This is a genomic window from Paraburkholderia sp. (genome assembly GCF_035501035.1).
In the GTDB taxonomy this organism is placed as follows: domain Bacteria; phylum Pseudomonadota; class Gammaproteobacteria; order Burkholderiales; family Burkholderiaceae; genus Paraburkholderia.
In genome coordinates, this window is record NZ_DATJWR010000380.1 from 1 (window position 1) to 14652 (window position 14652).

The 14652-nt window shown below is 65.6% G+C and carries 11 protein-coding genes; 6 read left to right on the plus strand and 5 right to left on the minus strand.

Going from position 1 to position 14652, the window contains the following annotated elements:
* The 3 genes from VMJ11_RS27440 to VMJ11_RS27450 form a co-directional block, all read right to left on the minus strand.
* A partial coding sequence (locus tag VMJ11_RS27440) for an ATP-binding cassette domain-containing protein (RefSeq protein WP_325623653.1) occupies positions 1 to 761 on the minus strand: 761 nt, incomplete at its 3' end.
* A 16-nt stretch (positions 762 to 777) separates the two neighbouring features.
* Positions 778 to 1956, minus strand: coding sequence for an ABC transporter permease (locus VMJ11_RS27445; protein WP_325623655.1), 1179 nt, complete (start codon positions 1954 to 1956; stop codon positions 778 to 780).
* 245 nt (positions 1957 to 2201) lie between these two features.
* Positions 2202 to 3266 (minus strand): sugar ABC transporter substrate-binding protein, encoded by a 1065-nt coding sequence (locus VMJ11_RS27450; RefSeq protein ID WP_325623657.1) that lies wholly within the window; start codon positions 3264 to 3266, stop codon positions 2202 to 2204.
* 250 nt (positions 3267 to 3516) lie between these two features.
* Here VMJ11_RS27450 and VMJ11_RS27455 point away from each other — a divergent pair, with 250 nt between their 5' ends.
* The 4 genes from VMJ11_RS27455 to VMJ11_RS27470 all read left to right on the plus strand — a co-directional run bounded on the left by VMJ11_RS27455 (position 3517) and on the right by VMJ11_RS27470 (position 6925).
* Complete coding sequence (locus tag VMJ11_RS27455) at positions 3517 to 4407, plus strand: MurR/RpiR family transcriptional regulator (RefSeq protein ID WP_325623659.1); 891 nt, start codon at positions 3517 to 3519, stop codon at positions 4405 to 4407.
* On the plus strand, positions 4400 to 5419 hold the full coding sequence (iolG, locus tag VMJ11_RS27460) for an inositol 2-dehydrogenase (RefSeq protein WP_325623661.1): 1020 nt from the start codon (positions 4400 to 4402) through the stop codon (positions 5417 to 5419). Before VMJ11_RS27455 ends, iolG begins: the two co-directional genes overlap by 8 nt.
* Before the next feature lie 50 nt (positions 5420 to 5469).
* On the plus strand, positions 5470 to 6534 hold the full coding sequence (locus VMJ11_RS27465) for a Gfo/Idh/MocA family oxidoreductase (RefSeq protein ID WP_325623663.1): 1065 nt from the start codon (positions 5470 to 5472) through the stop codon (positions 6532 to 6534).
* Positions 6535 to 6697: 163 nt separating this feature from the next.
* Positions 6698 to 6925 (plus strand): sulfurtransferase TusA family protein, encoded by a 228-nt coding sequence (locus VMJ11_RS27470; protein ID WP_027815106.1) that lies wholly within the window; start codon positions 6698 to 6700, stop codon positions 6923 to 6925.
* 102 nt (positions 6926 to 7027) lie between these two features.
* On the opposite strand, the gene galU is transcribed toward VMJ11_RS27470, so the two are convergent.
* Positions 7028 to 7909, minus strand: coding sequence for a UTP--glucose-1-phosphate uridylyltransferase GalU (gene galU, locus VMJ11_RS27475; protein ID WP_325623665.1), 882 nt, complete (start codon positions 7907 to 7909; stop codon positions 7028 to 7030).
* A gap of 79 nt (positions 7910 to 7988) precedes the next feature.
* A complete protein-coding gene (locus VMJ11_RS27480; RefSeq protein WP_325623667.1) occupies positions 7989 to 10856 on the minus strand; it encodes a valine--tRNA ligase in 2868 nt (955 codons plus the stop codon).
* Positions 10857 to 11252: 396 nt separating this feature from the next.
* Between VMJ11_RS27480 and VMJ11_RS27485 the strand changes: the two genes are divergently transcribed.
* Positions 11253 to 13637, plus strand: a complete 2385-nt coding sequence (locus VMJ11_RS27485) for a UvrD-helicase domain-containing protein (protein WP_325623669.1) — start codon at positions 11253 to 11255, stop codon at positions 13635 to 13637.
* A 43-nt stretch (positions 13638 to 13680) separates the two neighbouring features.
* Positions 13681 to 14499 (plus strand): 5'-methylthioadenosine/adenosylhomocysteine nucleosidase, encoded by an 819-nt coding sequence (locus VMJ11_RS27490; RefSeq protein ID WP_325623671.1) that lies wholly within the window; start codon positions 13681 to 13683, stop codon positions 14497 to 14499.
* The last annotated feature ends 153 nt before the right edge of the window (positions 14500 to 14652 follow it).

Consider the following 14652-nt stretch of genomic DNA (forward strand, 5'->3'; position numbering starts at 1 on the left):
CCGCCCGCCATCATGTCGAGCACTTCGTTCTTGCTGATCGTGTCCTTCGTGAACGTGCCGAGCGAGCGGCCGCGATTGAGCAGCGTGAACGAGTCGCCAATGGGGTAGGCGTGATGCACGTTGTGGGTGATGAAGATCACCGAGATGCCCTTGGCGCGCGCCGCATGAATCAGCTTGAGCACATTGAAGCTCTGCTTGACGCCGAGCGCGGCAGTGGGCTCGTCGAGGATGAGCACGCGCGCGCCGAAGTGGATGGCCCGCGCGATCGCGAGACACTGACGCTCGCCGCCCGACATCGTGCCGATGGCCTGATGCGGGTCGCGCACGTTGATGCCCATTTCGGCGAGGCGGTCCTTCGCTATCGTTGCGCTCGCATCGAGATCCATCACGTTGATGAAGCCAAAGAGCTTCTTTTGCGGCTCGCGGCCCATGAAGAAGTTGCGCGCGACGGAAAGCAGCGGCACGAGCGCGAGATCCTGATAGACGGTCGCGATGCCGAGATCGAGCGCCTCTTTCGGCGACTCGAACCGCACGGGTTTGCCGTCGACGAAATACTGACCCGACGTGGGCTGGTGAACGCCAGCCAGCGTCTTGATGAGCGTGGATTTGCCCGCGCCATTGTCGCCGAGCAGGCAGTGCACCTCGCCGCGTTTGAGGCGCAGCGTGACGCCGTTGAGCGCGATGACCTTGCCGAAGTACTTGCTGACGTTTTCGAGCGCGAGAATCGTGTCGCCGTTTGCGGTGTTGAGCGTGTCGGACATTTCGAGGGCCTCCGGCTTACGATTGCGCGACGCGACGGCGCACGTAGTGATTGAAGAGCACGGCGATCAGCAGCATTACGCCGAGGAACACGCGGAACCAGTCCGAATCGATGTTCGTGTAGGTGATGCCGATCTGCACCACGCCGAAAATGAGCGCGCCGAACGCCGCGCCGATCACCGAGCCGTAGCCGCCCGTGAGCAGCGTGCCGCCTATCACCGCGGCGATGATCGCCTCGAATTCCTTCTGCAGGCCACGGTCCGCCGCGGCCGAGCCGATGTCGCACACTTGCAGCACCGCGAAGAGGCACGAGCAGAACGCGGTCAGCATGAAGAGCGAGATCTTCACGCGCTTCACCGGCACACCGACGTTCTTCGCGGCGTTGGCGTCGCCGCCCACGGCGAGGATCCAGTTGCCGTAGCGCGTCTTGGCGAGGACGAACGCGCCGATCGCCGTGAGCGCGAACCACCAGAGAATCACCTTCGGCACGCCGGGCACGAGCGGCTGGCCGTTGTCGAGCATCTTGCCGATGCCGATATGCGTGAGCGCCACGAACAGGCCCTTGAACGCGGTGCCGTGAAAGAGCAGGTTGGTCACGTAGTCGGCTTTGGCCACGTCGCCCACGCCGGAGACGATCGTGCGATCGGCGAACATGATCGACAGCGCGAGCGTCAAACCGCGCAGGATGAAGAGAAACGCGAGCGTGACGATGAACGAGGGCAGCCGCGTGCGCATGACGAGGTAGCCGTTCAACGCGCCGAGCGCGGTGCAGCCCACGAACGCAAAGACGATGGAAAGCGCGATGGGCCAGTGGAAATACATGGTGGGGATCGCGACCATCATGCCGGCGAAGCCGATCATCGAGCCGATCGAGAGGTCGAATTCGCCCGCGATCATGAGCAGGCACGCACCTACCGAGAGGATGCCCAGGTATGCGGCGACCTGCGACCAGTTCATCACGCCGTCGAGATCGAACATGCCCGAGCCGCCCGCGCCGATCGCGAACACGGCGAAGACGAGCACGGTGCCGGAAATCGCGGCGAATTCGGGGCGGCCGAGCAGATGGCCGAACCACGATTCGCGGCGCACGCGCTCGTCGCTTTGCGCGGCTCCCGCCTGCGACGGTTGCGGCGTGGCTGGGTCTTGAGCGCCGCTGTCCTGTGCGTGCGAGGGATAGTGCTTGCCGGCTACACCCATGATGTCTCCTTTGTCGACCAGAATTGGCGCTTGAGCGCTTACTCCGGTCTCATGTAGAGCTGTCGACCGGAGTTGGCGATTTCGCGCTTGCTCTGGTCCCTGATGCCCGTGCGCATTCCCCGCAAGCGATGGCTATACGGTGAAGGCAACACGGTGAACGGCGCGCGGCGAGGCTGGCGAGAGGCGATGGAGCATCGGAAGATGCTAGCCGCCGCCGCGCGTGGCTGACGAAAGAGCTTCGCGAATCAGCGGTATTGACCCGCGTACTTCACGACCTTGTCGAGATTTTCCTTGGTGATGAAACCCGGGCCCGAGCGGATATTCTTCGGGCCGTACGACGGCTGCAGGCCATAGGTTTCGAGGCGCTGCTTGAACTTCGGATTCGCTTCGAGGATCTGGCGGATCTTCACCGGGTCGGTCGTGTGATCCTTCTTCACGATCGCGAGCACGGCCACCGGGATGTAGCCCTGCAGATACGGCTGCTGGTCGATCGCGAACTGGATCGTGCCCGCGCGGATCGCCTTGGCGATGTCGTCCGAGAAGTCGAACGTGCAGAAGTAGATCTTGCCCGCGAGGCCCATCTGGTCGATCGCCTTGAGCGTGGCGGCTGCCGGCACCGGGCCGAGCGTGAGGATCGCGCCCGTGTTCGGATGGTTGCGTAGATACGCGCTCACCTTCGACTGGATTTCCGTCGGATCCTGGCCCGAGTCGATGGTCGAGGTTTTGTAGTCCACGCCGAGCGCATCAGCAAAGCCGCGGCAGCGCTCGAACGAGACGGCGTTGGTTGCGAAGTGATTCACGCACAGGAACGTCTTCACGCCGGCGGCCTTGGCCTTTTCACCGGCGGCGTGGCCCGCCACGTATTCGGGCTGGCCCACGTGCATGATTGCGCCGAGCTGCTCGCTTTGCTCCTCGGTGCCGGAATTGATCGTCACGAGCGGTATCTTCTTTTGCGTGACCTTGCCGATGGCGCTCTTGAGCACGTCGAAGTCGGCGATGGTGACGATGACGCCGTCGTAGTTGCGCGCGGCGGCTTGTTCGATGAGACGCGACATGTCGGCGATGTCGCCGTTGGGCGGATTGCGGTAGTCGGTTTCGACGTTCCAGTCGTCGTCGGCCTGCTTGATGGCGTTCTTGATCGTGTTCCACCACGAGTCGGAATCGGGCGCGTGGCTGATCAGCACGAAGTGCGCGTCCGGAGCGGCTTGCGCCGATTGCGCGCCCAGCACGCTCATACCGCTCAGTCCCGCTGCCAGCGCGAGCACTGCGGCCAACCTTCGGAGAATGGTCTTGCCCTTGCGTTGTGTCATTGTCTCCACCTTTCTCGGTCTGTCGTTCGTTCTTGGGGTGAGCGCCGCAGCCGCCACGCTCATGGACAAGATTAGGACATCGCCACGCGAGTTGCAACGGAAATTTCATTGCAAATAAAAATAGAAAATCTGTTCCATTCGTCAGAGACGCTGCCTATAATCGGCTCCGACGGCATGCCGTTGTATCTGGCCGCAAGCCAGGCGTGGCAAGGCTTTGCGGCAGTGCGGCAACCAGCAAGGAAAAACGATCATGGCGGATGACACAACCGACGCTGTAGCGGGCGTAGACGAATTGATGCAGCGCATCGCGCAGGATTACGAAGCGCTGCCGCGGCAGTTGAAGACCATCGCGACGTATATCGAGCAGCACCGCGCCAGCGTGATGATGGACCGCACGAGCGACATCGCCGCGAGCTGCGGCGTGCATCCTTCGGCGGTGGTGCGCTTTGCGCAGCGCTTCGGCTTCTCGGGCTTCTCCGATTTGCAGGCCGTGTTTCGCCAGGCCTATGCGGGGCAGGGCGCATCGGCCACGAGCTACCAGCAGCGCATTCGTCAGCTGATCGACGCGAAGGAAGGCAAGGCGAGCCCCGACATGGGCGGCGCCGTGGCGCGCGAGTTCATCGGCGCATGCCGCAGCGGCCTCGACGAGCTCGAAGCCGGCCTCGACGGCGCGCAGTTCGATGAGGCCGTGAAGATGCTCGAGCAGGCGGACAACATCTACGTGATCGGCGTGCGCCGCTCGTTTCCGGTGGCGAGCTACATCGTCTACGCGCTGCAGCACACGAGAAAGCGTGTGCATCTCGTCTCGGGCCTCGGCGGCATGTATCACGAGCAGATTCGCAGCGTGAAGAAGGGCGACGTGGTGATCGCCATCAGCTTCGCGCCCTACGGCAAGGAAACGCAGTACTGCCTGCGCGTGGCGCAGCAGCATCACGCGAAGACGCTCGTCATCACCGACAGCCAGCTCTCGCCGCTCGCGCGCCACGCGAACGCGCAACTCTACGTGAAAGAGGGGAGCGCATTTGCGTTCCGCTCGCTCACGAGCACCTTTTGCCTGTGCCAGGCGCTCTTCATCGCGCTTGCGTACCGGCTCGAACTCAACGTGGAAGAATCGACCGATACCGGAGGATACGATGACTAGTGGAGCCAGCACGGGCAGGACGTTGAATGTGGCGGTATTCGGCGCGGGGCGCATTGGCCGCATTCACGCGGCCAATCTCGCGCGCCAGCCGGGCGTGCGCCTCCAGTACGTGGTCGACGTGAACCGCGAGGCGGCCGCCGCGCTCGCCGCGCAGCACGGCGCGCAGGTGGCCGACGTGGACGGCGCATTCGGCGACGCTTCGATCGACGCCACGGTGATCTGTTCCAGCACCGATACGCACTCCGAACTGATTCTGAAATCCGCGGCGGCGGGCAAGCACATTTTCTGCGAGAAGCCCGTCGATCTCACGATCGAGCGCGCGCGCGCCTGTGCCGAAGCAGTCGAGCGCGCGGGCGTGGTCGCGATGATCGGCTTTCAGCGCCGCTACGATCCCACGTTTGCCGCTCTCAAGGCGCGCCTCGACGCGGGCGAGATCGGCACGCCGGAAATGCTGATCGTGACGAGCCGCGACCCGGGCGCACCGCCGGTGGACTACATCTTGCGTTCGGGCGGCATCTTCAAGGACATGCTGATCCACGACTTCGACATCTTCCGCTGGATCCTCGACGACGAAGCGCAGACCGTGCACGCCACGGGCAGCTGCCTCTCCGATCCCGCGATTGCCGAAGCGGGCGACATCGATTCGACGGCGGTGACGATCCGCACGAAGCGCGGGCGCCTCTGCCAGATCAACACGGCGCGGCGCGCGGCCTACGGCTACGACCAGCGCTTCGAGATTCTCGGCAGCGAGGGCATGCTGCAGGCCGGCAATATCCGCCCGACCGAAGTGGTGGCGTGGTCGAAGACCTCGGTGGCTCAGGACGTGCCCGAAGCGTTTTTCCTCGAGCGCTACCGCGCGGCCTACGCGCGCGAGATGGCGCATTTCCACGAGGCGCTCACGTGCGGCGTGCCGGTGCGCACGACCGTCGCCGACGGCCTGAAGGCGCTCGAACTGGCCGAAGCCGCCGCGCTGTCGTGGCGCGAGGGCCGTGTGGTGACGCTGGGCGGTTGAGCGGCAAACCACCCACCCGTTCAAGCGCAGGACAAGCCAGGAGAGCGAGGATGCAGGCAATCGATCGTGCCCAGCCGTTGCGCGTGGGCGTGGCGGGACTCGGAAGGTTGGGGCGGCGGCATGCGCAGAATCTGGCGTATCGCGTGCCGGGCGCGACGCTCGCGGCGGCGTGCAGTCCGCTCGAAGCGGATCTCGCGTGGGCGCGCGAGGCGCTGCCGGCCGCGCGCCTCTATGGCGATTACGCCGACCTGCTCGCCGATGCCTCGGTCGATGCGGTGTGGCTCGTCACGCCTTCGGCGCTGCACGCCCAGCAAATCGTGCAGGCGCTCGAGGCGGGCAAGCATGTGTTCTGCGAGAAGCCGCTCTCGCTCGACGTGGCCGAATGCGAGCGCGTCGTCAACGTGGCGCGCCGCCATGACGACCGGCTGGTGACGATCGGCTTCATGCGCCGTTTCGACCCGAGTTATCAGGACGCCTATGCAAAGGTGCAGGCAGGTCAGATCGGCCGGCCGTTTCTCGTGCGCTCGCAAACCTGCGACCTCAACGATCCCGAGGGCTTCTTCGTGCGTTTCGCACCCAGCTCGGGCGGCATCTTCCTCGACTGCACGGTGCACGACATCGACGTCGCGCGGTGGCTGCTCGGCAAGCCGCGCGCCACGCGCGTCTATGCCGCGGGCGCGATCGCGCTGCACGAGGGCCTGCGCGAATCGGGCGACGTGGATAATGGCGTGGCGATCTGCGAGTTCCAGGGCGGGCGCCTCGCGATGTTCTATGCCTCGCGCACGATGGCGCACGGCAACGACACTTCGAGCGAGGTGATCGGCACGGCGGGTGCGCTCGCGGTCGGTCACATACCGCGCGCGAACCGCGTCGAAATCTACGATGCGACTGGCGTGCGCAGTGCTTGCACGCCCACGTTCTTCGAGCGTTTCGAAGCGGCGTTCCTGATCGAGGCGCAGGCCTTCGTTGCGGCGGTGGCGGCGCGCAGGGCCGGCGGGGTCGATCAAGCCGGGCAGGGCGCGACGCTCGAAGACGCGCTGGAGGCCACCCGCATTGGCCAGGCGCTGCGCGAATCGCTGCAGTCGGGAGCGGCGGTGTTGCTTTCATCGCCGTGATGCCGTGGCGAGCCATGCATGAACTGGCGCAAGCGGCGGCTGGCGTGGCTGCGGTAAAATCGACGCTATTGCCAGCGCCGCCCTCCGACGCAAGTGCCGACGCAACTGCAAATGTCGCATCGGACGCAACGGCGCCTTACCGAAGGATCCAACCCCGATGCAGATTCAGGTTCACAAGGAAGTGGATGCTCGCGGGCTGAACTGCCCGCTGCCGATCCTGCGCGCCAAGAAGGCGCTCGCCGATATGGAAAGCGGCCAGATTCTCAAGGTCCTCGCGACCGATCCCGGCTCGCAGCGCGATTTCGCCGCGTTCGCGAAGCAAACCGGCAACGAGATCGTGGAAAGCACGCAGCAGGACAAGACGTTCGTGTTCCTGATGCGCCGGCGCTAAAAGCCTCGCCGATAAAAAATGGCCCGCGTGAAAACGCGGGCCATTTTTGTTTGCGCGAAGGCGCCTTACCGCAGAGCCGGCCACAGGCGCCAGGCTGAAGGGCTAGCCTTCGAGCACCGGCTTGCGCGTACGGAGATACTCGGCGAAATCGTCGCCCACTTCCGGATGACGCAGCGCGAACTCCACCGTCGCCTTCAGGTAGCCGAGCTTGCTGCCGCAGTCGAAGCGCGTGCCGTGATACTTGTACGCGAGCACCTGTTCGTCGGCGAGCAGGGACTGGATCGCGTCGGTGAGCTGCAGCTCGCCGCCGGCGCCCGGCTTGATCGCGCGCAGGTGATCGAAAATGCGCGGCTTGAGCACGTAGCGGCCGACCACGCCGAGGTTCGAAGGCGCGACTTCGGGCGCCGGCTTTTCGACGATACCCGAAAGCTTGACGATCGAATCTTCCCACTCCTTGCCGTCGACAACGCCATACGAGGCCGTTTCCGAGGGCGGAATCTCTTCCACGCCGAGCACCGAGCTATGGTAGTGGTCGAACACTTCGACCATCTGCTGCATGACGGGCGGCGTGCCGTAGAGCAGGTCGTCCGCGAGAATCACGGCGAACGGGTTGTCGCCCACGAGCTTTTCCGCGCACAGCACGGCGTGCCCGAGACCGAGCGCTTCGGGCTGGCGCACGTAGAAGCAGTCCACATTGTTCGGCTTGATGTTGCGCACCAGTTCGAGCAGCTTCGCCTTGCCGCGCGCTTCGAGTTCGGCCTCGATCTCGTACGACTTGTCGAAATGGTCCTCGATCGCGCGCTTGCTGCGCCCGGTCACGAAGATCATTTCGGTGATCCCCGCAGCCACGGCTTCCTCCACCGCGTACTGGATGAGCGGCTTGTCGACGACGGGCAGCATTTCCTTCGGGCTTGCCTTCGTGGCCGGAAGGAAGCGCGTGCCGAGGCCCGCGACCGGGAATACCGCTTTTGTCACTTTTAGCATGTCTTTAATCCCTCTCCTGGTGCCTGCATGACGCCATGCGCGGCGCCATGCGTTACAGCCTTGTTTGCCGAACTGGCTCTCAGGCCGGCAACCGCGCGAGTTGCGCGGTCAGCTTGTCCAGCGTTGCCTGGTATTCTGCCAGCCTTCTCTGTTCCTGCTCAACGACTGCCGGCGGGGCTTTTGCAACAAAACTGTCATTTCCGAGCTTTGCCTTGCACTTCGTCACCTCATTGGCGAGTCGGGCGATTTCCTTAGACAGGCGTTCGCGTTCGGCGGCGACATCGATCTCCACCTTCAATACGAGCTTGTCCGTCCCGACGATAGCAACTGGCGCGCCTGCCGAGGCAGCGTCGAGCGCGGCTTCGTCGGCGATGATCTGCACCTCCGAGAGCTTCGCGAGCGCCTGGGCATAGGGCGCGAACGTCGCGAGGCGCGCGGCGTTGCCGGTTGCGAGCAGCGGCACCTTCGTTGCCGGCGAGAGGTTCATCTCGCCACGCAGATTGCGGCAGGCGTCGATCACGGCCTTCAGGTCGGCGGCCCACTGTTCCGCGGCTTCGTCGATCTTCTTCGGTTCCGCCACCGGGTAGCGCTGCACCATGATCGATGCTTCGCCCTCGGCCGCGCCTTGCGGATACGCGTCGGTGAGCGGCGCCACCTTCTGCCACAGCGCCTCGGTGATGAAAGGAATCACCGGGTGCGCGAGGCGCAGGACCGTTTCCAGCACACGCAACAGCGTGCGGCGCGTGGCGCGCTGCTGCTCGGGCGTGCCGGTCTGGATCTGCACCTTCGCCAGTTCCAGATACCAGTCACAGTATTCGTCCCAAACAAACTTGTACAGGGCATTGGCCACATTGTCGAAGCGATAGTCGGCGAAGCCCTTCGCGACTTCGGCTTCCACGCGCTGCAGGAGCGAAACGATCCAGCGGTCGGCCTGTGAGAAGTCCGTGTAGCCGCCGGGGCCGCAATCGCCCGGCTGGCACGCGCCCGGCTTCGAGAAGCCGCAGTCGTGGCCTTCGCAGTTCATCAGCACGAAGCGCGTGGCGTTCCACAGCTTGTTGCAGAAGTTGCGATAGCCCTCGCAGCGCGCGAGGTCGAAGTTGACGTTGCGGCCGAGCGTGGCCATCGAGGCCATCGTGAAGCGCAGCGCGTCGGTACCGAAGGCGGGAATGCCGTCCGGGAACTCCTTGCGCGTCTTCTTTTCGATGGTGGCGGCCTGCTTCGGGTTCATGAGGCCGGTGGTGCGCTTGGCGACCAGCGTTTCGAGGTCGATGCCGTCGACGATGTCGATCGGGTCGAGCGTGTTGCCCTTGCTCTTCGACATCTTCTGGCCCTCGGCGTCGCGCACGAGGCCGTGCACGTACACGGTCTCGAACGGCACCTTGCCGGTGAAGTGCGTGGTCATCATGACCATGCGCGCCACCCAGAAGAAGATGATGTCGAAGCCCGTGACCAGCACGGAGGAGGGCAGGAAGGCCTTCAGCTCCGGCGTCTCTTCGGGCCAGCCGAGCGACGAGAACGGGACGAGCGCCGAGGAGAACCATGTGTCGAGCACGTCTTCGTCGCGCTTGAGCGCGCCCTTGTAGCCGCGGGCTTCGGCCTGTGCGCGAGCCTCCTCTTCGCTCTTCGCGACGAAGATCTCGCCGTTCTCGCCGTACCACGCCGGGATCTGGTGGCCCCACCAGAGCTGGCGCGAGATGCACCAGTCCTGGATGTTCTCGAGCCACTGGTAGTAGGTGGTCGTCCAGTTCTCCGGCACGAACTTGATCTGGCCGTTGCGAACCACGTCGAGCGCGGTTTCGGCGATCGACTTGCCCGGATTGAACGTGCCCTCGGGCGCGGGCTTGCTCATCGCCACGAACCACTGGTCCGTGAGCATGGGCTCGATCACCACGCCCGTGCGGTCGCCGCGCGGCACCATGAGCTTGTGCGGCTGCACCGAGTCGAGCAGGCCGAGCGCCTCGAAGTCGGCGACCACCTGCTTGCGCGCCTCGAACCGGTCGAGGCCACGGTACTTTTCAGGCGCGTTTTCGTTGATCTTCGCGTCGAGCGTGAGGATCTCGATCATCGGCAGGCCGTGGCGCAGGCCCACCTGGTAGTCGTTGAAGTCGTGCGCGGGCGTGACCTTCACGACGCCCGTGCCGAACTCGCGGTCCACGTATTCGTCGGCGATGATGGGGATCTCGCGGTCCGCGAGCGGCAGCTTCACGGTCTTGCCGATCAGGTGCGCATAGCGCTCGTCTTCCGGGTGGACCATCACGGCCGTGTCGCCGAGCATCGTTTCCGGGCGCGTGGTCGCGACCGTGAGGTGGCCCGAGCCGTCCGTGAGCGGATAGCGCAGGTGCCACAGGTTGCCGTTTTCCTCTTCGCTCGCCACTTCGAGGTCGGAGACCGCCGTGAGCAGCACCGGGTCCCAGTTCACGAGGCGCTTGCCGCGGTAGATCAGGCCCTGTTCGTAGAGGCGCACGAACACGTCGCGCACGGCGGCCGACATCTTGTCGTCCATCGTGAAGTATTCGCGCGACCAGTCGATCGAGGCGCCGAGCCGCCGCACCTGGCCTGTGATCGTCGAGCCCGACTGCTGCTTCCATTCCCACACGCGCTCGACGAACTGCTCGCGGCCGAGGTCGTGGCGCGAGACGTTCTGCGCGTCGAGCTGGCGCTCAACGACGATTTGCGTGGCAATGCCCGCGTGGTCGGTGCCCGGCACCCACAGCGTGTTCTCGCCGAGCATGCGGTGGTAGCGCGCGAGGCCGTCCATGATCGTCTGGTTGAACGCGTGCCCCATGTGCAGCGTGCCGGTGACATTGGGCGGCGGCAACTGGATCGAGAAGTTGTTGCGGCCGGGCGTGAAGGTCGCCGCGGCGTAGCCGCGACGCTCCCATTCGGGGCCCCAATGGGCCTCGATCGTCTGGGGCTCGAAGCTTTTCGCTAGCGTGCTGTCGCTCATGGGTGGAATCTGCCGAAAAAAGGATGCGGAAACATTCGATTATAAGGGGAAGTGCCGCCCAGGCCGCCGCACGGACCAAGGCAGGCCGGGCAAAAGCGAGGGGCAGGCGTGGCGCGGGTGTGACGCACAGGCGCCGCCGCCATGTCCCGGCCGCGCGAGCCGCCGCGTGCGCGCGCACTTATAATGGCGCTCTGCCATTCATCGGCGTGCCGTTGAAGCGCGCCTCGTCCCGGGGGGACGCCCTTGGGTCATGCCCTCGGGTCATGCCCTTGTATTACGCCCCAGGGTTGCGTTGCTGCATCACGCCCCTGAATCAGGCTCATGCATCAGGTCGCTGAATTACGCCCTGAGTTACGCCCCTAAGTTCCGCCCCTGAGTCACGTCCCTATTTCGCCCATGCCCGAACTGCTCGCGAACCTGAACCCCGAACAACTCGCCGCCGTCACGTTGCCCAACGAGCCGGCGCTCATTCTGGCCGGGGCCGGCAGCGGCAAGACGCGCGTGCTCATCACGCGCATCGCGTGGCTGATCCAGCAGGGCATGGCCTCGCCCGCCACGATCCTCGCCGTGACCTTCACGAACAAGGCCGCGCGCGAAATGCTGGGGCGCCTGCAGGCGCTCTTGCCCATCGATACGCGCGGCATGTGGATCGGCACCTTCCACGGCCTGTGCAACCGCATGCTGCGCGCGCATTACCGCGACGCGGGCCTGCCGCAGACCTTCCAGATCCTCGATACGGCCGACCAGCTTTCGGCTATCAAGCGCCTGATGAAGGGCCTGAACATCGACGACGAGAAGTACCCGCCCAAGAACCTGCAGTACTTCATCAACAACGCGAAGGAGCAGGGGCTGCGGCCGAAGGACGTGGACGTGAGCGACGACTTCAACCGCAAGTTCGTCGAGCTCTACGAAGCCTACGACCAGCAGTGCCAGCGCGAAGGCGTGGTCGACTTCGCCGAGCTGCTCCTGCGCTGCTACGAACTGCTCGCGTACAACCCGCCGCTGCGCGCGCACTATCAGGCGCGCTTTCGCGACATCCTCGTCGACGAGTTTCAGGACACGAACAAGCTCCAGTACGCCTGGCTCAAGCTGCTCGCGGGCCCGGGCAACGCGATTTTCGCGGTGGGCGACGACGACCAGTCGATCTACGCGTTCCGCGGCGCGAACGTCGGCAACATGCGCGACTTCGAGCACGAGTTTCGCGTCAAGCACCTGATCAAGCTCGAGCAGAACTACCGTTCGCACGGCCACATTCTCGATGCGGCGAATTACCTGATCGCCCATAACTCGCGGCGTCTCGGCAAGAGCCTGCGCACGGATGCGGGCCATGGCGAGCCGGTGCGCGTGTACGAGGCGGCGACCGATTCGCAGGAAGCGGGCTGGATCGTCGAGGAAATCCGCGCGCTCATCAATCAGGGGCTCGCGCGCAACGAGATCGCGGTGCTCTATCGCAGCAACGCGCAGTCGCGCACGATCGAGCACACGCTCGTCAATGCCGGCGTGCCGTACAAGGTCTACGGCGGCCTGCGCTTCTTCGAGCGCCAGGAAGTGAAGCACGCGCTCGCGTATCTGCGCCTCATCGACAATCCCAACGACGACACCGCGTTCGCGCGCGTCGTGAACTTTCCGGCGCGCGGCATTGGGGCGCGCTCGATCGAGCAGCTTGCCGATGCCGCGCGCCTCTACAACTGCTCGATGGGCGCGGCGATTCCGTACGTCACGGGCAAGGCCGGGACGAGCCTCGGCGGTTTCGCGAACCTGGTCGCGAAGATGCGCGCCGAGACGGCGCAGATGAGCCTGCCGGAAACGGTCGAATACACGGTGCGCATGAGCGGTCTCGCCGAGTTCTACCAGAACGAGCGTGAAGGCCAGGATCGTCTCGAGAACCTTCAGGAACTCGTGAACGCGGCCACGGCGTTCGTGAGCGAGGCGGGCTACGGGCTCGACACGCCCGCGCGCTCGATCCCGCTGCGGCCCGGCGCGAGCGCGCTGCCGGAGATCGTCTCGCAGGACGGCGAGATCGAAGTGCTCGATGCGCCCGCGATCACGGACCCCGCGCAGAATCCCGACCTCATGACGCCGCTCGCGGGCTTTCTCTCGCACGCGTCGCTCGAAGCCGGCGACAACCAGGCGCAGGCGGGCCAGGACGCCGTGCAGCTGATGACCGTGCATGCCGCGAAGGGGCTCGAATTCACGGCGGTCTTCATCACCGGTCTCGAAGAGGGCCTGTTCCCGCACGAGAACAGCGCGATGGAGGCGGACGGCCTCGAGGAGGAGCGTCGGCTCATGTACGTGGCGATCACGCGCGCGAAGGAGCGGCTCTATCTCTCGTTCGCGCAGAGCCGTCTCCTGCACGGCCAGACGCGCTACAACGTGCGCTCGCGCTTTTTCGACGAGCTGCCGCAGGAAACGCTGAAGTGGCTCACGCCCAAGGTCGAGGCGGGCTCGCGCTGGGGCGGGCGCTCGGACAGCGCCGGCTGGGGCCGCGACTGGTTCGGGCGGCCCGGCAACGGTGGTAGCAATGGTGGTGGCAGCGGCGGCAGCCGCGAGCGCGATGCCTACGTTGCCGACAAGACGCCGCTGCCTTCGTTCGCCAACGAGCAGCGCGCGGCCGAAACCGGCTTTCGCGTGGGCCAGGGTGTCTTCCATACGAAGTTCGGCGAAGGTACGATCACGGCGCTCGAAGGTAGCGGCACCGACGCCAAGGCGCAGGTGCGCTTCAAGCGCCACGGCGAGAAATGGCTCGCGCTGGCAGTCGCGAAGCTGCAGCCGGTGGAATGAGCGCGCGCCGCCTTTGACGAACCACACGGGAAACCCACAAGCGATGAATCTCTCGACCCACGCGGGCGGCCCGGCCGCCCGTCCGCTCGGCGTGCTGGCCGCGCTGCCCGAAGAGCTCGGCGACCTGATCGCCGCGATGCAGGCCGAATCGGGCGTGACCACGCGCACGCTCGGCCGGCGCGACTATCACCTCGGCACCGTGCACGGCGCGCCCTGCGTCGTGACGCTCGCGCGCATCGGCAAGGTCGCGGCGGCCGCCACGGCGAGCGCGCTGATCCATGCGTTCGACGTCGAGGCCATCGTCTTCACGGGCGTGGCGGGCGGCGTCGGCCCGGGCGTCCATGTCGGCGACGTGGTGGTGGGCGAGACGCTGCTCCAGCACGACATGAACGCCGAGCCGCTCTTCCCGCGCCACGAGATTCCGTTGCTCGCGCGCTCGCGCTTCGACGCCGACCACGCGCTGGCCGAAGCGCTCGCCGTGGCCTGCGAGCGCTTCATCGCCGAGGAAGGGGGCGTGCTGGCCGAGCGCTTCAAGGCCGCGCTGCCGCGCCTCGCGAGCGCGTTGCCGCAGGTGCATCGCGGGCTCGTCATCAGTGGCGACCAGTTCGTGGCGAGCGCCACGGCGGTGGGTGCGTTGCGCGCGCAGTTGCCCGACGCGCTCGCAGTCGAGATGGAAGGCGCCGCGATTGCCCAGGTCTGCCACGAGTACGAGGTGCCGTGCGCGGTCGTGCGCACGATCTCCGATACCGCCGACGAACACGCGAGCACCTCGTTCGCGAGCTTTCTCACCGATATCGCCGGCACCTATTCGACCGGCATCCTCAAGCGCTTTCTTGCCGACTACCGGCCGCTCGCCGGCTAAAGCGGCCGCGAGAGGGCGCTAAGGGCGGGGCGCGGCGAAGGCGCGCGCCGCCGCCTGCACGGGCTCAGGTATGGCTCGCGGCTACCGCCTCGCGAATCAGCTGGAGCGCCAGGGCGTCCTCGATGGTCGGCAGGTCGCCGGGGTCGCGCCCTT